We start from the raw sequence: 21108 nt of genomic DNA on the forward strand, positions 1-21108 counted from the left end.
AGCCCGGCCGGCCTCGGAGCGCGCGCCATGCGCTCCGGGGCCGGTGGGCATTCGGCCTCCGTGTGAGGTGCTCGGAGGCATCGGGAGCCTAGAAGGCAAGGAACACAGATCTATGCGACAGGTCACGCGCAAGGGGCTGACCATTGTTGCCGCGGCGGGCGGCGTGCTCGCCCTCGGTGGCGGATACGCCCAGGCGACCGGCGGAGCGGGAGCCGACGCAGTCGCGTCCAATTCCCCGGGCGTCGCGTCCGGCAACTCGGTCCAGGCCCCGGTCAGCGTGCCGGTGAACGCGTGCGGCAACACCGTGAACGTGGTCGGGGCGCTGAACCCGACGTTCGGGAACAAGTGCGCCAACACGTCGAGCGGCGCCCACGCGAGCGGCTCGACCAGCAACTCGCCGGGTGTGGCGTCCGGCAACAACGTGCAGGCCCCGGTCAGCGTGCCGGTGAACGCGTGCGGCAACAGCGTCGACGTGGGAGGCGCCCTCAACCCGTCGTTCGGCAACGAGTGCTCCAACGGCCCGCAGACCCCGGACTACCCCGGTGAGCCGGGCAACCCGGGGGAGCCCGGCAACCCCGGTGAGCCGGGCAACCCGGGAGAGCCGGGCAACCCGGGAGAGCCGGGCAACCCGGGAGAGCCCGGCAACCCGGGAGAGCCCGGTAACCCCGGTGAGCCCGGTAACCCCGGCAACCCGGGTGAGCCCGGTGAGCCCGGGAACCCCGGTGGGGACGACGGCTCCAACGGCGGCTCCGACGGTGACGGTGACGGTTCCGGCGGTGACGGCTCCGGTGACCAGGGCGAGCCCGGCTCCCCGATCGAGCCGAACGGCCCGGACGCCCAGGGTCCCGCCGCCCCGAAGGGCGTGGACGAGCTGGCCCACACCGGCGCCGGGGTCCCGGTCGAGCTGCTGGCGGGCGCCGGCGCCGCCGCGCTGCTCGGCGGCACGGTCCTCTACCGCCGCACCCGGCAGTCCTCGTAACGCAGGCGCATCCGCCCGCGCACACCACGGAGCGGGCCCCGCAGTCGCGGGGCCCGCTCCTCCGTGTCCGGCGGTCACCAGGTGGCGCGCACCTGGCGGATGATCCTCCGGCGCAGCCGCACCCGGCGGCTGCCGTCACGGTGCAGGCTCAGCCGGTCCAACTCCCAGTGGCCGTACTCCGCGTGCTCGGTCAGCAGCCGCGTGGCCTCCTTGCGGGAGACACCGCGCGGCACGTACACATCGACGAATTCGTATTCCGGCATCGCATCTATTGTGCGGGCAGGGGCCAGGTACGGATAGCGTCTGCACTATGTCTGATGCTGCGCAGCCCACCGCTGCCGAGGTACGTGCCGCCGCCGAGGCGGTCAAAGCCGCACTGGACCGTCACCTGGCCGCGGTGGAGAACCGCACCGGGGACGACGACCCCGCGGTCTTCGCCGCGTTCAACGAGCTGGCCGCCGCCGCCGAGGCGTACGACGAACGGCTCTACGACCGCTACGACGAGGTCACCCCCTTCGAGATCCCGGGCGTCGAGGACACCCTGCCGCCCTACACGGGCCCCGAGGACCCCAACGCGGTCAGCGTGCTGATCCGCCGCGACTACGCGGTGGCGGAGCCGCAGCGGCTGCTGGCGCAGGCGCAGCGCATCGCCGACATCGAACGGGAGGACGAGGACGCGGACGAGGTGACCGGCGTGGCCGCCGTGGTCGGCACCAGTGTCCACGCGGCGCTCGGTGTCCTCTTCGGGGAGTTCGAACCCGACGAGATCGCTTCCCGGCACCGGGAGTTCGGCCTTGAGGAGGGCGACTCCACCCTGTGGGTGGCGGCCGCCGACGACCTGCCCGAGCCGGGGGAGTGGCTGAGCAACCCCTTCGACCAGGCCGATGCCGGGCGGGTCGTCTGCCGCTTCGACGTCAGCGCCGTCTTCGACGAGGACGAACTGTACGAGGAGGACCTCCCGCCCCAGGACCGCGGCGGCCGCTGACCGCACGGAGCACGCCGGCCGCCCCTCCGAGGCGCCGGCGTGCTCGGCGCGCGCCCGCGGCGCGACGGGGGTCGGGCACCGCCACCGCCCGCAGCAGGATCACTCGGCGGGGTCCTCCTCCCCGTCCGCGGCAGCCAGCCCCTCCAGCAGGGTCCGCAGCCGGGTGATGCGGCTCTGCGCGGGCGCCTGGGCTACCGCGCGGGGCAGTGCCTGGTCCACGCCGTGCACCACGGACAGGTGCCGCTCCCCCCGGCTGAACGCCGTGTAGACCCAGGTGCGGTCCAGTGCCTGTGCCGCGTCCCCCGGCAGCACGACCACCGCCGCGGGCCAGCGCATCCCGGCCGCCTGGTGCGCGGTGAGCGCCCACCCGTGCCGCAGCACCGCCTGCACCCGGTCCTTCGCCACGACGACCTCGCCGCCCTCACACTCCAGGCGCAGGCCCTCCGCGTCGGCGGACACGACCCGTCCCATCCGCGTGCGCCCCGGGACCGTCGCGTACGCGACCCGGTCGCCCGGGTCGAACCCGCCGAACCGGCCGGGCCCCGGGTTCAGCCGCTGCTTGAGCGCCGCGTTCAGCGCGCGGGTGCCCGCCGAGCCGCCGTGCCCCACCGTGACCACCTGCGTCTGCGTGGACGGTACTCCGAGCGCGCGGGGCACCGAGTCGGCGACGAGCTGCACCGTGCGGTGCACCGCCTCGCCCGCGTCCCGCACCGGGACGATCACGACCTCCTTGTGCGGCGCCTCCACCTGCTGGAGCTCGCCGATGCCGATGCCCGACACCAGCTCGCCGAGCGGTCCCGGGTCCGGTGTCCGGGACGCCACCTGGGGGCACAGCCGGGCCGCCAGCAGGTCCGCGAACACCCGGCCGGCGCCCGCCGACGGCAGCACCCCGGGATCGCCGCTCAACACCAGCCGGCAGCCGTCCGGCACCGACTCCACCAGCATCGCCGCCGCCTCCACGTCCAGCAGCGGGGCGTCCAGCACCACCAGCAGGTCCAGGGCCACCGCTCCCTCCGGGTCCCGGCCCGGACCGGCCGTCCCGGACAGCAGCGCTTCCACGGTCACCGCCGGCACGTCGGGACCCAGCCTGCGCCGGCCGTTCTCCGTGTGCACGGCCACCGCCGCCCGCAAGCCCAGCCCCCGCGCCGCCGCCGCCAGGGCGACCGGCTCGGACCGGGCGGCTTCGCCACCCGTGTGCGTCACCAGACCGTGCCCGGCCACCGCACGGGCCAGCCCGGAGGGCGGCGCCGCCGCCCAGCGCGGGTCCGGGCCGCTGCGGGCCAGCCGGGCCAGGCCGTCCGCCAGGCTCTCCTCCGCCAGCGCGTACCGGTCCAGCCCCACCAGCACCGGCACGGACTCCCCCGGCGCCTCCGTCTCCGCCTCGGCGCCCTCCGCCTCCTCGTGGTCCTCCTCCCCGTCGTGGAAGACGAGGACCACGCCCTGCGCCACCGCGTGGCGCACGGCCTCCTCCGGGTCCTGCACCCCCAGCCCTGCCAGGGCGGTGCGCACCCGCGCCGCGTCCAGGGCCGTGTGCCCCTGCAGTGCCGCCCTCTGGAGGACCCACGCGACCAGCGCGTCCGTACGGCGACCGTCGCCCGGCGCGCACTCCGCGCCGAGGAGCGCCCGCGCGAACCCGTCCGCCTGCTCCGGCAGCACGCCCGGCACCGCCAGCAGCCGCCACGGGTCCTCCCGCAGCGACACCGCCGCGAACTCCCCGAGCGCCTCCGCCACCTGTTCGGCCAGCGCCCCGGGGGCGCCGCCCGCGGCCAGCACGGCGCGGACCTCCGCCACCGCCTCCGGAGCCGCCGGCCGCGGCCCCGCCGGGCGCTCCGGGCGGGGCGGGGCCGGAGCCGCCTCCACGGGCGCGGGCCTCCGCGGCGGAGCCGGCGGCACGGGCGGCTCGTAGAACGCCGCGGCCGCCTGCTCGCCGCTCTCCACGGCCCGTACGGCCGCCAGCAACTGCGCGGCGACGCCCTGCAGCTTGCCGCCGCTGTCCACGGGCCCGGCCTTCTCCGCCTTGCGCCGCTCGATCCGCTCCCGGAGCTCCCGCTGCGCCGCCAGCTCGGCCTCCGCCTCGGACAGCTCGGCCGGTGCGCCGTCCGCACCCGCGGTGCCCTCCGCGGTCGCCCCGCCGCCCCCGGCCCGCTCGCTGCCGGCCCGTCCCGCGCCGTCCGGAGCACCGCCCTCCGCAGCACCGTCCGCTGAGCTTCCGTCCGGGGCGCCGGTGTCCGCGACGCCCTCGTCCGCCGTGTCCTGGCCCGTGGCGGTCCCCGCCGGCGCGCCCGCCCCGCCGGTGCCTCCCTGCGGAGTACCCGGGTCCGCGGCGTCGGCGCCGGGCCCGGCCGGGCCCGGCGCGGGCGGCTGCGCCGCGTCCTCGTCGGCGGGGGGAGGGGTGCCGGGGGTCTCCCCCCGGGGAAGCGCGGTCACAGCGTGCTCCAGTCCTGGTCGGGATAGCGGTGCACCGGTGCCGACACGTCGTCGAGCGCCCGGCAGATCTCGTCAGGAAGGGTAAGGCCCTCCACTGACAAAGCGGCTCTGAGCTGCTGCGCCGTGCGTGCGCCCACCACCGGCGCCGCCACGCCGGGACGGTCCCGCACCCAGGCCAGCGCCACCTGCGTCGGCGTCACCGCCAGCCCGTCCGCGGCCGTGGCCACCGCCTCCACGATGCGCTGCGCCGCCTCGTCCAGGTACGGCTCGACGAACGGCGCCAGGTGGTCCGAGGCGCCCCGCGAGTCCGCGGGGATCCCGTGCCGGTACTTCCCGGTCAGCACTCCCCGGCCCAGCGGCGACGACGGCAGCAGCCCCACCCCGAGGTCCCGGGCGGCGGGCAGCACCTCCCGCTCCACGCCGCGCTGGAGCAGCGAGTACTCCATCTGCGTCGCGGCGAGCCGGGCCCGGGTGCCGGGCGCGGCGAGCTGCCAGGTCGCCGCCTTCGCCAGCTGCCAGCCGCAGAAGTTCGCCACCCCCACGTAGCGGGCGCGCCCCGTGGTCACCGCGATGTCCAGGGCCTGGAGCGTCTCCTCCAGGGGGGTGCGGGAGTCGAAGGCGTGCACCTGCCACAGGTCCACGTAGTCCGTTCCCAGCCGGGCCAGCGACGCGTCCAGCGCGGACAGCAGGTGGCCCCGCGAACCGTCGAAGCGGCGCTCCGGGTCGGGGTCGGCCACACTGCCCGCCTTCGTCGCGATCACCAGGTCCCGGCGCGGCACCAGCCGCTCCAGCAACTGCCCGAGCAGGTACTCGGCCTCCCCGCCCCCGTACACGTCCGCGGTGTCGACGAGTGTCCCGCCGGCATCCCAGAACACCTTCACCAGCTCCGCGGCCTCGTGCTCGCCCGTGTCCCGCCCCCATGACAGCGTGCCCAGGCCGATCCGGGACACGCGCAGGCCGGTACGGCCGAGATGCCTCTGCTCCATGGTCGCGAGATTACTGGCCGGTGCCCCGCGCGCCGCAGAGCCTGTGGACGACTCCGCCGAACCGCGCCGTCCGGCCGGTCCCCTGCCGGATCGGCGGCACGCGCGCTAGAGTCCGCACACCAGTACATTACTGATCAGTAAACGGCTCTGCTCCAACGGATCGCCCACTCCAACGGATCGCTTTAAGGGGACCGGCTATGCGGCTCGGCATCAACCTCGGCTACTGGGGCGCGGGGATGGACCGCGACAACCTCGCCGTCGCACAGGAAGCGGACCGCCTCGGCTACGACGTGTGCTGGGCGGCCGAGGCGTACGGCTCCGACGCGCCCACCGTCCTGTCCTGGGTCGCCGCCCAGACCGAGAGCATCGACGTCGGCTCCGCGATCATGCAGATCCCCGCCCGGCAGCCCGCCATGACGGCGATGACCGCCGCCACCCTCGACTCGCTCTCCGGCGGACGCTTCCGCCTCGGCCTCGGCGTGTCCGGGCCCCAGGTCTCGGAGGGCTGGTACGGCGTCACCTTCGACAAGCCGCTCGGCCGGACCCGCGAGTACGTCGACATCGTCCGCAGGGCCATGTCCCGCGAGCGCCTCACCTACGAGGGGGAGCACTGGACGCTGCCCCTTCCCGGCGGCCCCGGCAAGCCGATCAAGCTGACCGTCCACCCGGTGCGCGAGCGGATCCCGCTCTACATCGCGGCCATCGGCCCGAAGAACCTGGAGCAGACGGGCGAGATCGCCGACGGCGCCCTGCTCATCTTCCCGTCCGCCGCACACCTGGAGGAGACCGCGGTGCGGCACCTGCGCGCGGGCCGGGAGAAGGCCGGCCTCACCATGGACGGCTTCGACGTCTGCCCGACCGTACCGCTCGCCCTGGGCGACGACGTCACCGCGCTCGCCGACACCTTCCGCCCGTACACCGCGCTCTACGTGGGCGGCATGGGCAGCAGGAAGCAGAACTTCTACAACCGGCTCGCCCAGCGCATGGGCTACGAGAAGGAGGCCGCCGAGATCCAGGACAGGTACCTGTCCGGGGACCGGCAGGGCGCCGCCGCCGCGGTGCCGCACCAGCTCGTCGACGACACCACGCTCCTGGGCCCCGTCGAGCGCATCGCCGACCGCATGCAGGCGTACGCGGCGGCCGGTGTCACCACCCTCACCCTCGCCCCGGCCGGCTTCACCCTCGACGAGCGGATCGCCGCACTCCGCGCCGGCACCCAGGCGCTGGAGCGCGCCGGCCTCGTCGACTGAGGACCTCCGCCCACCCGGTGCGCGGCCGCCGCCGCAGGCCCCGGGGCCCCTCCGGACACGTCTGCGGCCGTGGTGGGGGCTCGGGGTCATCCCCGCCACGGCCGTCACGCAGCACAACGCGCGGCCCGCCCGCACGGTTACGCCCCGCCGCCGGGAGGGGGCGCGTACCTTCGTTCCCCCGTTCACACCAGCGTCCCCCACCCGCGCTCCTCCGTTCGGCGCAGCCGCGCCCCCGGGGCGTTGCCGCACCCGCCCCGGGGCGTTTGACTCGGCCGGAACTCGCCCCGACACACGGACGCGGAGGTGGTGGCGGCGATGCTCTCGGCCCGCAGCCTGTCCCAGGAGATCATCGACAACGACGACTCCTACCGGCTCTTCTGCTCCATCGCCGCCAGCGGCGAGACCCAGGGGGGCTGGGAGAACGGGCGCATCGCCACCCTGGTCCCCGAGGGCCTCGGCTACCTCGCCCCGAGGATCGCCCGGCACGGCGCGGACGAGGAGAAGCACGGCCGCATCTTCCACGGCCTGCTGAAGAAGCGAGGACTCGACCCGGCCCCCGTCCCCCCGGAGACGGACTACACGGTGCTCCTGGAACGCCGCGGCATCGGCCTCGCCCACGACAAGCTGCGCCGCGACGAACCCCTCACCGAGCACGACATCGTCGTCTACCTCGCCCACAGCCGCGTCACCGAGCAGCGCGCCGCCGGCCAGATGGGCCTCCTCGTCACCCACTTCGGCCACCACCCGGAACTCGGCAGGGCCGTCCGCATGATCGCCCAGGACGAGGAGAACCACCTCGCCTACTGCCACGAGGAACTCCTGAGGCTCGCCCGCGCGGGCCACGGCCCCGCCATTCGCCGCGCCCTGCACGAGACCGCCCTCGCCGAGACGGCCGTGTACCGCGACGTCAGCCTCGCCGTCATGGAGCACATGGGCGCCGTCCTGCGCTGGCCCCGCGCCAGGTCCGCCGTCCTCGCCGCCGGCATCCGGGCCGTGTACGCGTACGAGCGGGCCGGCGGCCGGCGGCGCATGGTCCGCCTCGCCATGCCGGAGCGCCGGGGCGCCCTCGACGGGCCCGCCGCGCCCGCCACCGCCCTCTGACGCTCCGGCGCCGCCCGCACGCCGGCCGGGCCCCGGCGCGCCGCCCCGCGCGGTCCGGCTACATCCAGCCGCGCCGCTTGAACAGCCGGTACAGCCCCACCACGGCGACCGCCATCAGCACGAGGACCGCCGGGTAGGACCCCACCCAGTGCAGCTCCGGCATGTGCACGAAGTTCATCCCGTAGATGCCCGCGACCATCGTGGGCACCGCGGCCATCGCCGCCCACGCCGAGATCTTCCGCATGTCGTCGTTCTGCCGCACCCCCATCTGCGCCAGATGCGCCGACAGAATGTCCGAAAGCAGCCGGTCCAGCCCCTCCACCTGCTCCGTAGCCCGGATCAGGTGGTCACTCACGTCCCGGAAGAACGGCTGCGCCTCCTCGCTCACGTACGGCACGCCCGCCCCGGCAAGGCGCTCCATCGGGGCCCCCAACGGGCCCGTCGCCCGCCGGAACTCCAACACCTGCCGCTTGAACGTGTAGATCCGCGACGCCGTGTTCTTCGCGTCCGTGCCGCTCGGCTGGAACACCTCCGCCTCCAGCTCCTCCAGGTCCACCTGGAGCTCCGCCGCCACCTCGATGTAGTGGTCGACCACCGCGTCGCTCACCGCGTACAGCACCGACGTCGGACCCTTCCGCAGCACCTCCGGCTCGCGCTCCAGCCGCCGCCGCACCTCGCCCAGCGGCGCACCCTCCCCGTGCCGGACCGTCACGACGAACGAGTCACCCAGGAAGACCATCAGCTCGCTCGCCGACACCGCGTCCGCCTCCGGCTCGTACACCACCGGCTTCAGCACCAGGAACAGCGAGTCCTCGTACACCTCCAGCTTCGGCCGCTGGTGCGCCTTCAGCGCGTCCTCGACGGCCAGCGGGTGCAGCCCGAACTCCTCCGCCACCCGGTCGAACTCGCCCTCCGTCGGCTCGTGCAACCCGATCCAGACGAACGCGTCCACCGCACCCCTGGCCTCCTCCAACGCCGCGGCGACGTCCTCGGGCCCCTCTCGGCGGCGCCCGTTCCGGTAGATGGCACAGTCCACGATCACGGCGCGTATTCTTCCCCGCACCCCCGCCGGTGCACACCCGCGCCCCCCACCGCCTAGGCTGGCCCCCATGGCGACGTTGATCCTCGTACGGCACGGACGCTCCACGGCCAACACCGCCGGACTCCTCGCGGGCCGCACCCCCGGCGTGTCACTCGACGAGCACGGCGCCGCCCAGGCCGCCGCGCTCCCCGGCCGACTCGCCGGCATCCCGCTCGCGGCGGCCGTCACCAGCCCCCTCCAGCGCTGCCGGGAGACCCTCCGCCCGCTGCTCGACGCCCGCCCCGGCCTCCCCCTCCACACGGACGACAGGGTCAACGAGTGCGACTACGGCGACTGGGCCGGACGCAAGCTCGCCGAGCTCGCCGACGAGCCCCTCATGGCCACCGTCCAGCAGCACCCCTCCGCCGCGGCCTTCCCCGGCGGCGAGTCGATGCGCGCCATGCAGGCCCGCGCCGTCGACGCCGTGCGGGACTGGACCGCCCGCGTCGAGGCCGAGCACGGCGAGGACGCGGCCTACCTCGTGTGCTCGCACGGGGACATCATCAAGTCCCTGGTCGCGGACGCCCTCGGACTCCACCTGGACCTGTTCCAGCGGGTGCACGTCGAACCCTGCTCGGTCACCGCCATCCGCTACACCCGGCTGCGGCCCTTCCTGCTGCGCCTCGGCGACACCGGCGACCTCGGCGACCTCGCCCCCCGGGGCGACGACGGGAACGGCGGAGCGGCCACGGTCGGAGGCGGCACGGGCACACCGTGATCGCCCCGCACAGTAGGGTGGATGGCACCGCAGCCCCGGTGCTCCGCCGCCGCGACGGCGTCGGATCCACGCAAGCAGTGCACACAGCCAAGGGAGAGGGAACGTGTCCCGTCAGGTGTTCCTCTATGACCCGCCGGAGCGCTTCGTGGCCGGTACGGTCGGGTTGCCTGGCCGCCGCACCTTCTTCCTCCAGGCATCCGCAGGAGGACGCGTCACCAGCGTCGCCCTGGAGAAGGCCCAGGTCGCCGCGCTGGCAGAACGCATGGACGAACTGCTGGACGAGGTCGTGCGCCGCACCGGCGGGAACGCGCCCGTACCGGCCGTCGCACCCGCCGACGTCGCCGACACCGCGCCCCTGGACGCCCCGGTCGAGGAGGAGTTCCGCGTCGGCACCATGGCCCTCGCCTGGGACGGTGACGAGCAGCGCCTGATCGTCGAGGCACAGGCCCTCGTGGAGCTGGACGTGGAGTCCGAGGAGGACCTCGCGGAAGCGGAGGAGCGGCTCCTCCAGGACGAGGAGAACGGGCCCCCGATGCTCCGCGTCCGGCTCACCGGCCTCCAGGCGAGGTCCTTCGCCAAACGGGCCCTGGAGGTCGTCAACGCGGGCCGCCCGCCGTGCCCGCTGTGCAGCCTGCCCCTCGACCCGGAAGGACACGTATGTCCGCGCCAGAACGGATACCGCCGCGGGGCCTGACGGCACTCGACCTCCTCGCGGAGGGAGAGCTGACCGTGCGCGGGCAGGTGCGGGAGGCGTCGAACGCGGTGCTGGTCTGCACGGTCGCGCACGGCGGGGAACGCGCGGACTGCGTCTACAAACCGGTCGCGGGGGAGCAGCCCCTGTGGGACTTCCCCGACGGGACGCTCGCCGAGCGGGAGGCCGCGGCGTACGCCGTGTCCGAGGCGACCGGCTGGGACCTCGTCCCGCCGACCGTCCTGCGGGACGGGCCGTACGGCCCCGGCATGGTGCAGCTGTGGATCGAGCCCGACCCGTCGCCGCCGCCGCTGCTGGCCCTCGTGGAGGGCGGGACGGCGGGACCCGGCTGGAAGGCCGTCGGGCCGGCCGAGACCGGTGACGGACGGGCCGCGCTGCTCGTCCACGCCGACGACGCACGGCTGCGCCGGCTGGCCGTCCTGGACGCGGTCATCAACAACGGCGACCGCAAGGGCGGGCACCTGCTGCCGGGGTCCGGCGGCCGGCTGTACGCCATCGACCACGGGGTCACGTTCCACGTGGACGACAAGCTGCGGACCCTGCTGTGGGGCTGGGCGGGCGAGCCCCTGCCGGACGAGGCACTGCCCGTGCTGGCAGGACTGGGGGAGGGGCTGGAGCCCGGCGCGCCGCTGGAGTCCCGCCTGTCCGCGCTGCTGACGGCGGCCGAGCTGGACGCGCTGCGCGCCCGCGTCCACCGTCTGGCGCACACCGCCCGGCACCCCCACCCGTCGGGCGACTGGCCGCCCATCCCGTGGCCCCCCGTGTGACGGGACCCCTCCCCCCGTGCGGGTGGCGCCGCCCCGCGGGGCCCGGCCCCGCCTTCCCGGGCAGCCGGGCGGCCCGCCGCGGGCGCCGCGGCGTCCGGGGGGCCGCGCACAGGGCGCGGCATGCACACGTCGCCGCCGCGCGCAAGAGAGCGGATCAGGACGGGATCTTGCCACCGGTTCGTATCCGGAACACCCGTCCGGTTACGCTCGAAGCATGCATGCCTGGCCCGCTTCTGAGGTCCCCGCCCTGCCCGGCACGGGCCGCGACCTCCGGATCCACGACACCGCGACCGGTGGACGAGTGACCCTCGACCCCGGTCCCGTCGCCCGCATATACGTCTGCGGCATCACGCCGTACGACGCGACCCACATGGGTCACGCGGCGACCTACAACGCGTTCGACCTCGTGCAGCGCGTGTGGCTCGACACCAAGCGGCAGGTCCACTACGTGCAGAACGTCACCGACATCGACGATCCGCTGCTGGAGCGGGCCGTGCGGGACGACATCGACTGGACGGCGCTCGCCCAGCGCGAAACCACCCTGTTCCGCGAGGACATGACGGCCCTGCGGATGCTTCCCCCGCAGCACTACATCGGCGCCGTGGAGGCCATCCCCGGCATCGTCCCCGTCGTCGAGCGGCTGCGCGACATGGGCGCCGCCTACGAACTCGACGGCGACGTCTACTTCTCCGTCGAGGCCGACCGGCACTTCGGTGAGGTGTCCCACTACGACGCGGCCCTCATGCGGCGGCTGTCCGCCGAGCGGGGCGGCGACCCGGACCGGCCCGGCAAGAAGAACCCCCTGGACCCGGTCCTGTGGCTGGCGGCCCGCGACGGGGAACCCAGCTGGGACGGAGGCTCCCTCGGGCCCGGCCGGCCCGGCTGGCACATCGAGTGCGTCGCGATCGCCCTGGACCACCTCGGCATGGGCTTCGACGTCCAGGGCGGCGGCTCCGACCTGATCTTCCCGCACCACGAGATGGGCGCCTCCCACGCCCACGCGCTCACCGGCGAGCACCCGTTCGCCAAGGCGTACGTCCACGCCGGGATGGTCGCCCTGCACGGCGAGAAGATGTCCAAGTCGAAGGGCAACCTCGTCTTCGTGTCGGCGCTGCGCCGCGAGGGCGTCGACCCGGCAGCCGTCCGGCTCGCCCTGCTGGCCCACCACTACCGGGCCGACTGGGAGTGGACGGACGGCGTCCTGCGGGACGCCGTGGACCGGCTCGGCCGCTGGCGCGCTGCCGTGTCGCGGCCCGACGGCCCGCCCGCCGACGCCCTGCTCGAAGAGGTCCGCGACGCGCTCTCCGACGACCTGGACACCCCCCGCGCGCTGGCCGCCGTGGACCGCTGGGTGGAGCTCCAGGACGCCGAGGGAGGCACGGACGACAGCGCGCCCGGTCTCGTGTCGCGGACCGTCGACGCGCTGATGGGCGTGGCTCTGTAGCGGACGGCGAGTCGCCACCGCAGCGGAGCGGCCGCCTCCCGGTACCCGGCCCGGAGGCGGCCGCTCTGTCGCATCCGCCGACGCCCGCGCCCGCCGACACGGGCGACCCCGCGGCCCGGCGGGGGAGGGAACGCCCCCGCTGCGGCCGCCGCAGTGCCGTCCTGCGCTCGGCCCGGACCCCGGACGGGGGACGAGTACGGCGAACGTCCCCCTGCGGGGATCGCGTCGGCGGGCCCGCGCCCGCGGGGCGCTGTCCCAGCGACCGGGGCGTAACGCACCGCCGGAGCAGGGGGCCCGGCCCGGAACGCACCCGGGGAGGAGGACCCCGACCGCAACCCTCCCGTGCGCAGCGCGTTCTGGCGGACCGTCAGCCGTCCTCGGCGTCCCCGTCTCCGCCGTCGGCGGGGTCCTCCCGCCGGGGCGGTCGGGGCGGGCGGGTCTGACTCGGGCCGGCGCTCCCCGCGCCTCCCGGGGTGATGCCGGGCGGGCCCGGTGCCGTACCGCCGTCCCGCCGCCGCAGATAGCGCTCGAACTCCCGGGCGATCGCCTCGCCGGACGCCTCCGGCAACTCGGCGGTGTCCCGCGCCTCCTCCAGCGTCTGGACGTACTCGGCGACCTCACTGTCCTCGGAGGCCAGCTGGTCCACGCCCACCTGCCACGCCCGGGCGTCCTCCGCGAGCTCGCCCAGCGGGATGCGCAGGTCGATCAGGTCCTCCAGGCGGTTCAGCAGCGCCAACGTCGCCTTCGGGTTGGGCGGCTGCGACACGTAGTGCGGGACGGCCGCCCACAGGCTCACCGCCGGGACGCCCGCGTGCGTGCACGCCTCCTGGAGGATGCCGACGATGCCCGTCGGGCCCTCGTACCGGGTCTCCTCCAGGTTCATCCGCCGTGCCAGGTCCGGGTCGGACGTCACCCCGCTCACCGGCACCGGCCGCGTGTGCGGGGTGTCGCCGAGCAGCGCGCCCAGGATGACCACCATCTCCACGCCCAGCTCGTGGGCGAAGCCCAGCAGCTCGTTGCAGAACGAGCGCCAACGCATGGACGGCTCGATCCCACGGACGAGCACCAGGTCCCGCGGCTTCTCCCCACCCACGCGCACCACGGAGAGCCGGGTGGTCGGCCAGGTGATCTTCCGTACCCCGCCGTCCAGCCACACCGTGGGCCGGTTGACCTGGAAGTCGTAGTAGTCCTCGGCGTCGAGCGCCGCGAACACCTCCCCCTTCCACTCCCGCTCCAGGTGCGCGATCGCGGTGGAGGCGGCGTCGCCGGCGTCGTTCCAGCCCTCGAACGCGGCCACCATGACCGGGTCGATCAGCTCGGGAACCCCTTCGAGCTCGATCACCCAGGCCTCCTTCCGAAGTTCCGTGCGTACGAACCAACCTTACGGCGTCACAGGCCCCTGCCCGCAGTCCCCGTACACGTCCGGGTGCTGTATCGGCCGTCCGCGACTACGTCCCCCGGAACGACGGAACACCCCCGCATACCTCCGATCTCCCTACCGGGCTCCGCGTGGCTCACCCGGGCGTGCGGGGGAAGTTTGCCACTCTCTCGACGCCATACATCGGATGGCCCTGGAGAGGTCCGATGTCCCGTGGAGACCTCCGGCGCCGTCCGGCCCCGAACCGGCCCCCCGGGCGCCGCGGTCGCCGGCAGCCGCCCGCGGCCCGTCCCCGGACGCCCCGCGGACCGCCCGGTGCCGCGTCCGGTGCGGGGCGGCCCCGTGGCCCGGAGCGTCCGCGGAGCCGTACGCGGATCCGCGGACGTCAGCCGTCCGGCAGCCGGCCCCGCGCGGCGGGCTCAGAGCGCCGACCGCAGCCACTGCTCCACGCTCGCGATGTGCACCGTCGCCCACGACCGCGCGGCCTCGGCGTCGCGGTCCCGCAGCGCCGCGAGGATCGCGCGGTGCTCGTACAGGGTGCGGTCCACCGCGTCCTCCTGGGTGAGCCCCCGCCACACCCGGGCCCGCGTGGCGGGCCCGGACAGCCCGTCCAGCAGCGAGCACAGCACCTGGTTGCCGGACGCGGCGCCGATCCGCCGGTGGAAGTCCAGGTCCGCCGCGACCAGTTCCTCCACGGGAGGAGCGTCGCCGAGCGCGTCCAACGACGCCTCCAGGGAGTCCAGTTCCGGCTCCGCGATGCGGTGCGCCGCCATCGCCGTCGCGGCCGGCTCCAGGATGCGCCGCACCGCGAGGAACTCCAGGACCGTGTCGTCCCGGTGGAAGTCGACGACGAAGCTCAGCGCCTCAAGCAGCACCTGCGGGTCGAGGCTGGTGACGTACGTGCCGTCGCCCTGCCGCACGTCCAGGATGCGGATCAGCGACAACGCGCGGACCGCCTCGCGCAGCGAGTTGCGCGACAACCCCAGCTCCGCGGCCAGTTCGCTCTCCTTCGGGAGGCGGTCGCCCGGGCGCAGGGCGCCGGAGACGATCATCTCCTTGATGCGGTCGATCGCCTCGTCGGTCACGGCCATCGCGGTCCCCCAGTGCCTCTCAGACATCCGATGTGTGAGCGTACAAGAGGGCGGCCCCGGTGTGGGGCCGCCCTCCCTTCCCGCGCCCTGGGCGCGCGTCCTCCCTGCTCAGGAACCCGTCCGGGGCGCGGGGAGGCTCAGGACTCCCGGTCGGCGAGCACGGCCTCGACCTTCGCGCGGATCTCGTCCGTGGCCAGACCGCGGATCGTCAGGGTCGTACGGCGCCGCAGCACGTCGTCCGCGGTCTCGGCCCACTCCAGGTCCCGGGCGTAGGCGACCTGCGCCCAGATCTCCGGCGCGTCGGGGTGGATGCGCTCGGCCAGCTCCGGACGCTCGTACGCCATGCGCGCGATGTCGAACGAGAGGGAGCCGTAGTGGGTGGCCAGGTGACGGGCGGTGTCGGCGGCCATGCGCGGCCCCGGCGTGCCCCCGTCGACGAGCAGCCGGTGGGCGACCGCGTCCGGGTTCGCTATGCCCGGCAGCGGCATCTTCTTCGGCAGGCTGGCGATCGGAGTCATGTCCTCAGCCAGCGGACGCCCGGGCAGTGCCGCCAGCTTGTTCATGATGGTGCGGCCGATGTGGCGGAAGGTGGTCCACTTCCCGCCGGCGATCGACAGCATGCCGCCGCGGCCCTCGGTGACGACCGTCTCGCGCTTGGCCTTGGCGGTGTCGCCGGGCCCGCCGGGCAGCACCCGCAGGCCGGCGAAAGCGTACGTGATGAGCTCGCGCCTGAGCTGCTGGTCGCGGATGGAGAAGGCGGCCTCGTCCAGGATCTGGGCGATGTCCTTCTCGTTGACCGCGACGTCGGCCGGGTCGCCCTCGTACTCCTCGTCGGTGGTGCCGAGGAGCAGCATGTCCTCCCAGGGGAGGGCGAAGGTGATGCGGTACTTGTCGATCGGGGTGGCCAGCGCGGCCTTCCACGGGGAGGTCCGCTTGAGCACCAGGTGGGCGCCCTTGGAGAGGCGGATGGACGGGGCCGCGTTCGGGTCCTCCATGCGGCGCAGGTGGTCCACCCACGGGCCGGTGGCGTTGAGGACCAGCCGGGCGTCGACACCGAACTCGGTGCCGTCGGTGGTGTCCTTCAGCTCCGCGCCGGTCACCCGGCCGCCGGTGAACCGCAGGCCGGTGACGGCCGCGTGGTTGAGGACCGTCGCGCCCGCGTCGACGGCCGCGCGGACCGTCATCAGCGCCATCCGCGCGTCGTTCATCTGGTCGTCGCCGTAGACGGCCACGGCCTTCAGGTTGTCGGTGCGCAGCTCCGGCACGTCCTGCGCGGCCCGGGAGGGGCCGAGCAGGTGGCCGACGCCGTCACCGAAGGCGGAGAGCGCCGAGTACGCGAAGACGCCCGCGCCAAGCTTCGCGGCGCCGTGCGGTCCGCCCTTGTACACCGGCAGGTAGAAGGTGAGCGGGTTCGACAGGTGCGGGGCGACCTGGCGGGAGACCGCACGGCGCTCGAAGTGGTTCTCCGCGACCAGCTTCACCGCGCCGGTCTGCAGGTACCGCAGACCTCCGTGGAGCAGCTTGGAGGAGGCGGAGGAGGTGGCGCCGGCGAAGTCGCCGGCGTCCACCAGGGCCACCCGCAGCCCGGACTGGGCGGCGTGCCAGGCGGTGGAGATACCGAGGATGCCGCCGCCGATGACCAGCAGGTCGTAGGTCGCCTTGGACAGCTGCTCCCGGGTCTCGGCGCGGCTCGGCAGGGAACCGGCAGCCGGGTGCGTCCCGAGGGCGGGGACGCTCTGCAGGGTGGTCATGTCGAATTACTCCTCGTCCTCGATCCAGCCCATGGTCCGCTCGACGGCCTTGAGCCAGTTCTTGTACTCGCGTTCGCGGGTCTCCGCGTCCATGCGCGGGGTCCACTCGGCGGCGCGGCGCCAGTTGGCGCGCAGCGCGTCGGTGTCGGGCCAGAAGCCGACGGCCAGGCCGGCGGCGTAGGCCGCGCCGAGGCAGGTGGTCTCGGCGACCATCGGGCGCACCACGGGTGCGTCCAGGAAGTCGGCGAGGGTCTGCATCAGCAGGTTGTTGGAGGTCATGCCGCCGTCGACCTTCAGTGCGGACAGCTCGACGCCGGAGTCCTTCGTCATGGCGTCGGTGATCTCGCGGGTCTGCCAGGCGGTGGCCTCGAGGACGGCGCGGGCGATGTGCGCCTTGGTCACGTAGCGGGTGAGGCCGGCGATCACCCCGCGGGCGTCGGAGCGCCAGTACGGGGCGAAGAGGCCGGAGAAGGCCGGCACGAAGTACGTGCCGCCGTTGTCCTCCACCGACAGCGCCAGCGTCTCGATCTCGGCCGCGGTGCTGATGAGGCCCATCTGGTCGCGCATCCACTGGACGAGCGAGCCGGTGACGGCGATGGAGCCCTCCAGGGCGTAGACCGGCTTGGCGTCGCCGATCTGGTAGCCGACCGTGGTGAGCAGCCCGCTGTACGAGTTGATGATCTTGTCGCCGGTGTTCATCAGCATGAACGTTCCGGTGCCGTACGTGGACTTCGCCTCGCCCTCCGCGAAGCAGGTCTGGCCGAACAGCGCCGCCTGCTGGTCGCCGAGCGCGGAGGCCACCGGCACACCGTCCAGGACGCCGCCCTTGACCGTGCCGTACACCTCGGCGGAGGAGCGGATCTCGGGCAGGATCTCCGCCGGCACCTCCATGGACTGGAGGATCTTGTCGTCCCACTCCAGGGTGTGGAGGTTCATCAGCATGGTGCGGGAGGCGTTGGTCACGTCCGTGACGTGCCGGCCGCCGTCGACGCCGCCGGTCAGGTTCCAGATGACCCAGGAGTCCATGGTGCCGAAGAGGATCTCGCCGCGCTCGGCGCGCTCACGCAGGCCCTCGATGTTGTCGAGCAGCCAGCGGGCCTTCGGGCCGGCGAAGTAGGACGCCAGCGGCAGGCCCGTCTCGCGGCGGAACCGGTCCTGGCCGACGTTGCGGCCGAGTTCCCTGCACAGGGCGTCGGTGCGGGTGTCCTGCCAGACGATCGCGTGGTGGACCGGCTCACCGGTGTTCTTGTCCCAGAGCAGCGTGGTCTCGCGCTGGTTGGTGATGCCGATCGCCTTCACGTCGGCAGCGGTGATGCCGGCCTTCTCGATGGCCCCGGCGACGACCTCCTGGACGTTCGTCCAGATCTCCTTGGCGTCGTGCTCGACCCAGCCCGGCTTCGGGAAGATCTGCTCGTGCTCCTTCTGGTCGACGGAGACGATGCGCCCGTCGCGGTCGAAGACGATGCAGCGGCTGGAGGTGGTGCCCTGGTCGATGGCCGCGATGAACGGACCGGAACCGTGCGAGGTGGTGGCGGTCATAGGGGTGTGCTCCTCAAGGTCGGTGAAGGGTCGGGTGGGGTACCGGCTGGGTTCAGGCGAACGCGAGGTTGTAGATACCCCCGGCGACGGCCGCGCCGATCAGCGGGCCGGCGACGGGGATCCACGAGTAGCCCCAGTCGGAGCCGCCCTTGTTGGGCAGGGGGAGCAGTGCGTGGACGATGCGGGGACCGAGGTCGCGCGCGGGGTTGATGGCGTATCCGGTCGGGCCGCCGAGCGAGAGGCCGATGGAGACGACCACGAACGCCACGATCAGGCCGCCCAGGGGGCCGAGGCCGTCGCCGTTCTCGTTGAGGCCCTGGGTGAGCACGGCCAGGACGAGCACGGTGGTGCCGATGATCTCCGTGGCGAGGTTCTGCCAGGTGTTGCGGATCTCCGGGCCGGTGGAGAAGATGCCGAGGACCGGGCCGGGGCCCTCGATGGCGTCGGCGACGGGCTTGGAGATGATCTCCGGGTCCCGCAGGTGCGACTGGAAGTGCCCGTAGTACGCGACGACCATGAGCACGGCGCCGATCATCGCGCCGAGGAGCTGGCCGGCGACGTAGACCGGGACGTCGTTCCACTCGCCTGTCTTGATGGCGATGCCCAGCGTGACCGCCGGGTTCAGGTGCGCACCGGAGAGGGAACCGGTGGTGTAGACGGCGGTCATGACCGCGAAGCCCCACCCGAGGGTGATGGCGACCCAGCCGGCGCCGTGCGCCTTGGAGCGCTTCAGCACGACGGCGGCGACGACGCCTCCGCCGAGGAGGATGAGCAGGGCGGTACCGATGATCTCGCCCAAGAAGATGTCGGAGCTGGACACCCGCGACTCCTTTGTCCTTCGTCCAGGGAAAGGCGAACCCCGGGTCCCTCCGGTGGTTCGTCGCCCTCGGGGTGAGGGCAGTAACCGGCCTCCTGGCGCTGTCACACTCTAGCGTGTAATCCCGGTAGGTGTTCGACAATGCCGACCGATGGACGGCAGTTTTGCTCCGGGGTGAATTCTGCGTCAAGAGTTCGAGAGCCGTAGACCCGATCGTTACCGTCGCCCTCCGTGTGCAGTGGTCGCCACCTGCGCCTTCGCGCCCTGGCCACGCTCCCCGTGCGCCTGGAGAACCGGGCGGGCGGCTGCCTCCCGCTCGTGCCCGCCGTGGCGAGGGCGGGCGTCGGCCGGGCCGAGGCCGGCCCCCGTCGCTGCGGGCGGTGGCCGCTGCGGCCGTCGCGCCCCTTGGCCGCCTCGGCGGCGGTCGGGGGTGGCTGCCCGTGCGGGGGCCGGGCGCGGCTGCGGGGGCGGCGGTGCAGGGCGGCGGAGATGCGGGGACACAGGGTGCGGGGCCTTTGGGCGGCCCGGCCGCCTCTGCGGTCGGCCTGGGGCCGGGCGTGCGTGCCGGAGGGGCCGGAGAGTGCCTGGGTGTCCCCTGGGGGCGGCTGCGCCAGGCGTGCGGGCCGGAGGGTGGCCGGGCGTCCCGTGGGGGTGGCTGGGGTCAGGGGTGTGGGGCCGCGGGCGGCCTGGCCGCCTCGGCGGTCGGCTGCGGTCAGGGTGCGGGCCGGAGGGTGCCTGGGTGCCCTGGGATTGGCTGAGGCCAGGGGTGCGGGTCGGAGGAGCCCGAGGGTGGCTGGGCGTCCCGTAGGAGTGGCTGCCGTCAGGGGTGTGGGCCGCCGCACCCGCCGCGGCCCCGGCCGTGTCGAGCCCCGCCCGTCCAGCGCCGCCCGCGCCTCCTGCTGCGCCGCAGGCTCCGGCCGCGCTGCCCGTCACGTACTGCGCCCCGACCGCCCTGCGCGCGGGAGGCGGCCCGTGCGCGGGCCCCCTTCAACGCGAGCCGCCCGCCGACCCGGCCGCGGGCGGCGCCCCGCACAGGCGCCCCCACCCGGACCGGTGCTCGCGCCGCAGGGGCCGACCCGCCCGACGCCCAGGGCAGAGGCGCGGCTCCGGGGCCGGCGGGCGGCTCCGGAGCCGGCGGGCCCCGACCGTAGGCGAGGGGTGCCGGAAGTCACCCCTAGAAGCGCCCCGCGCCCAGGTCGCGGGAGACGGCCCGCGCGCACTCCCGTACCGCCGCCACCAGCTCCGACCGCAGCTCACCGGCGTCGCAGACCCGCTCCACCGCGCCCGTGATCGCCACCGCTCCCACGGGCATCCTGCGCCGGTCGTGGATGGGCGCGGCCACCGACGCCACGCCCTCCCAGGTCTCCTCCACGTCCGCGGCCCAGCCACGCGCCCGGGTCAGGTCCAGCAGTTCCTCGAAGTCGTCCAGGGCCGTCACCGTGCGCGGGGTGAACGCCTTGCGCTCCACCTCCACCGCCTCGCTGTGCGCCACGGGGTCGTACGCGGACAGCACCTTCCCCAGGGCCGTGGAGTGCAGCGGCTGCATGGCGCCCACCTCCAGGACCTGGCGGCTGTCGTCCGGCCGGAAGACGTGGTGGATCACCAGCACCCCGTGCTGGTGCAGCACGCCCAGGTGGACGCTCTCCCCGCTGGACCTGGCCAGGTCGTCCGTCCACACCAGCGCCCGGGCCCGCAGTTCGTGCACGTCCAGGTAGCTGTTGCCGAGGCGCAGCAGCTCCGCGCCGAGCTGGTAGCGGCCCGACGCGGCGTCCTGCTCGACGAAGCCCTCCGACTGGAGCGTCCGCAGAATGCCGTGCGCCGTGCCCTTCGCCAGGCCCAGCGAGGACGCGATGTCGGAAAGACCCAGCCGGCGCTCCCCGCCCGCGAGCAGTCGCAGCATCGCCGCCGCTCGTTCAAGCGACTGGATGTTCTTCGCCATCCCCGGCCTGCTCCTTCACTTCATGGTTCGACAATGCTGAACACTATCGGCCTTTGCCGACCCCCGGCCACATGTCGGACAACCCCCGATGGTCTTGGCCGGACTTCGACGTCCCGCCCAGCATGCCGTCCGCCACGTGGAAC

General features: G+C 74.2%; 18 protein-coding genes. 8 read left to right on the plus strand and 10 right to left on the minus strand.

The window, feature by feature from the left end:
* The first annotated feature begins 112 nt into the window (after positions 1-112).
* Positions 113-979 (plus strand): chaplin family protein, encoded by an 867-nt coding sequence (locus tag BJP40_RS27270; RefSeq protein ID WP_071283077.1) that lies wholly within the window; start codon positions 113-115, stop codon positions 977-979.
* A 74-nt stretch (positions 980-1053) separates the two neighbouring features.
* On the opposite strand, the gene BJP40_RS27275 is transcribed toward BJP40_RS27270, so the two are convergent.
* Positions 1054-1242 (minus strand): DUF5703 family protein, encoded by a 189-nt coding sequence (locus BJP40_RS27275; RefSeq protein ID WP_071283078.1) that lies wholly within the window; start codon positions 1240-1242, stop codon positions 1054-1056.
* Between the two features lie 47 nt (positions 1243-1289).
* On the opposite strand from BJP40_RS27275, the gene BJP40_RS27280 reads away from it, so the two are divergent.
* Positions 1290-1964 carry a hypothetical protein gene (locus BJP40_RS27280; RefSeq protein ID WP_071265489.1) on the plus strand — a complete coding sequence of 225 codons (675 nt, stop codon included), beginning with the start codon at positions 1290-1292 and terminating at the stop codon, positions 1962-1964.
* 99 nt (positions 1965-2063) lie between these two features.
* Here BJP40_RS27280 and BJP40_RS27285 read toward each other — a convergent pair whose 3' ends face one another.
* Together BJP40_RS27285 and BJP40_RS27290 are read right to left on the minus strand one after the other, a co-directional pair.
* Complete coding sequence (locus BJP40_RS27285; protein WP_071283079.1) at positions 2064-4391, minus strand: helix-hairpin-helix domain-containing protein; 2328 nt, start codon at positions 4389-4391, stop codon at positions 2064-2066.
* Positions 4388-5377, minus strand: coding sequence for an aldo/keto reductase (locus BJP40_RS27290; RefSeq protein WP_071265484.1), 990 nt, complete (start codon positions 5375-5377; stop codon positions 4388-4390). The genes BJP40_RS27285 and BJP40_RS27290 overlap by 4 nt, the downstream gene beginning before the upstream one ends.
* Positions 5378-5574: 197 nt before the next feature.
* Here BJP40_RS27290 and BJP40_RS27295 point away from each other — a divergent pair, with 197 nt between their 5' ends.
* Together BJP40_RS27295 and BJP40_RS27300 are read left to right on the plus strand one after the other, a co-directional pair.
* Positions 5575-6627, plus strand: a complete 1053-nt coding sequence (locus BJP40_RS27295; protein ID WP_071265482.1) for an LLM class F420-dependent oxidoreductase — start codon at positions 5575-5577, stop codon at positions 6625-6627.
* 315 nt (positions 6628-6942) lie between these two features.
* The gene (locus BJP40_RS27300; RefSeq protein ID WP_071283110.1) at positions 6943-7728 is read left to right on the plus strand and encodes a hypothetical protein; all 786 of its coding nucleotides are present in this window, start codon (positions 6943-6945) and stop codon (positions 7726-7728) included.
* Between the two features lie 58 nt (positions 7729-7786).
* On the opposite strand, the gene corA is transcribed toward BJP40_RS27300, so the two are convergent.
* Positions 7787-8779, minus strand: coding sequence for a magnesium/cobalt transporter CorA (corA, locus tag BJP40_RS27305; RefSeq protein ID WP_071265501.1), 993 nt, complete (start codon positions 8777-8779; stop codon positions 7787-7789).
* Between the two features lie 58 nt (positions 8780-8837).
* Here corA and BJP40_RS27310 point away from each other — a divergent pair, with 58 nt between their 5' ends.
* The 4 genes from BJP40_RS27310 (at position 8838) to mshC (ending at position 12450) form a co-directional block, all read left to right on the plus strand.
* A complete protein-coding gene (locus BJP40_RS27310) occupies positions 8838-9527 on the plus strand; it encodes a histidine phosphatase family protein (RefSeq protein ID WP_071283080.1) in 690 nt (229 codons plus the stop codon).
* Positions 9528-9630: 103 nt separating this feature from the next.
* Positions 9631-10221, plus strand: a complete 591-nt coding sequence (locus BJP40_RS27315; RefSeq protein ID WP_071266285.1) for a DUF3090 domain-containing protein — start codon at positions 9631-9633, stop codon at positions 10219-10221.
* Positions 10185-11006 (plus strand): SCO1664 family protein, encoded by an 822-nt coding sequence (locus BJP40_RS27320; RefSeq protein ID WP_071283081.1) that lies wholly within the window; start codon positions 10185-10187, stop codon positions 11004-11006. The genes BJP40_RS27315 and BJP40_RS27320 overlap by 37 nt, the downstream gene beginning before the upstream one ends.
* Positions 11007-11220: 214 nt before the next feature.
* The gene (gene mshC, locus BJP40_RS27325) at positions 11221-12450 is read left to right on the plus strand and encodes a cysteine--1-D-myo-inosityl 2-amino-2-deoxy-alpha-D-glucopyranoside ligase (protein ID WP_071283082.1); all 1230 of its coding nucleotides are present in this window, start codon (positions 11221-11223) and stop codon (positions 12448-12450) included.
* Between the two features lie 367 nt (positions 12451-12817).
* Here the strand turns inward: mshC and BJP40_RS27330 are convergent, their stop codons facing one another.
* From BJP40_RS27330 to BJP40_RS27355, 6 genes are all read right to left on the minus strand, one after another.
* Positions 12818-13792, minus strand: coding sequence for a PAC2 family protein (locus tag BJP40_RS27330; RefSeq protein ID WP_071283083.1), 975 nt, complete (start codon positions 13790-13792; stop codon positions 12818-12820).
* Between the two features lie 455 nt (positions 13793-14247).
* Positions 14248-14919 (minus strand): FadR/GntR family transcriptional regulator, encoded by a 672-nt coding sequence (locus BJP40_RS27335; protein WP_071266277.1) that lies wholly within the window; start codon positions 14917-14919, stop codon positions 14248-14250.
* A gap of 137 nt (positions 14920-15056) precedes the next feature.
* Positions 15057-16670 (minus strand): glycerol-3-phosphate dehydrogenase/oxidase, encoded by a 1614-nt coding sequence (locus BJP40_RS27340; RefSeq protein WP_071266275.1) that lies wholly within the window; start codon positions 16668-16670, stop codon positions 15057-15059.
* A gap of 6 nt (positions 16671-16676) precedes the next feature.
* Entirely contained in the window at positions 16677-18209 is a 1533-nt protein-coding gene (gene glpK, locus BJP40_RS27345) for a glycerol kinase GlpK (RefSeq protein ID WP_071266273.1), read from the minus strand.
* Between the two features lie 52 nt (positions 18210-18261).
* Positions 18262-19029, minus strand: coding sequence for an MIP/aquaporin family protein (locus tag BJP40_RS27350; RefSeq protein WP_071283084.1), 768 nt, complete (start codon positions 19027-19029; stop codon positions 18262-18264).
* Between the two features lie 1171 nt (positions 19030-20200).
* A complete protein-coding gene (locus tag BJP40_RS27355; protein ID WP_071266218.1) occupies positions 20201-20965 on the minus strand; it encodes an IclR family transcriptional regulator in 765 nt (254 codons plus the stop codon).
* Between the last annotated feature and the right edge of the window lie 143 nt (positions 20966-21108).

The sequence above is a fragment of the Streptomyces sp. CC53 genome, from assembly GCF_001865245.1.
In the GTDB taxonomy this organism is placed as follows: Bacteria; Actinomycetota; Actinomycetes; order Streptomycetales; family Streptomycetaceae; genus Streptomyces.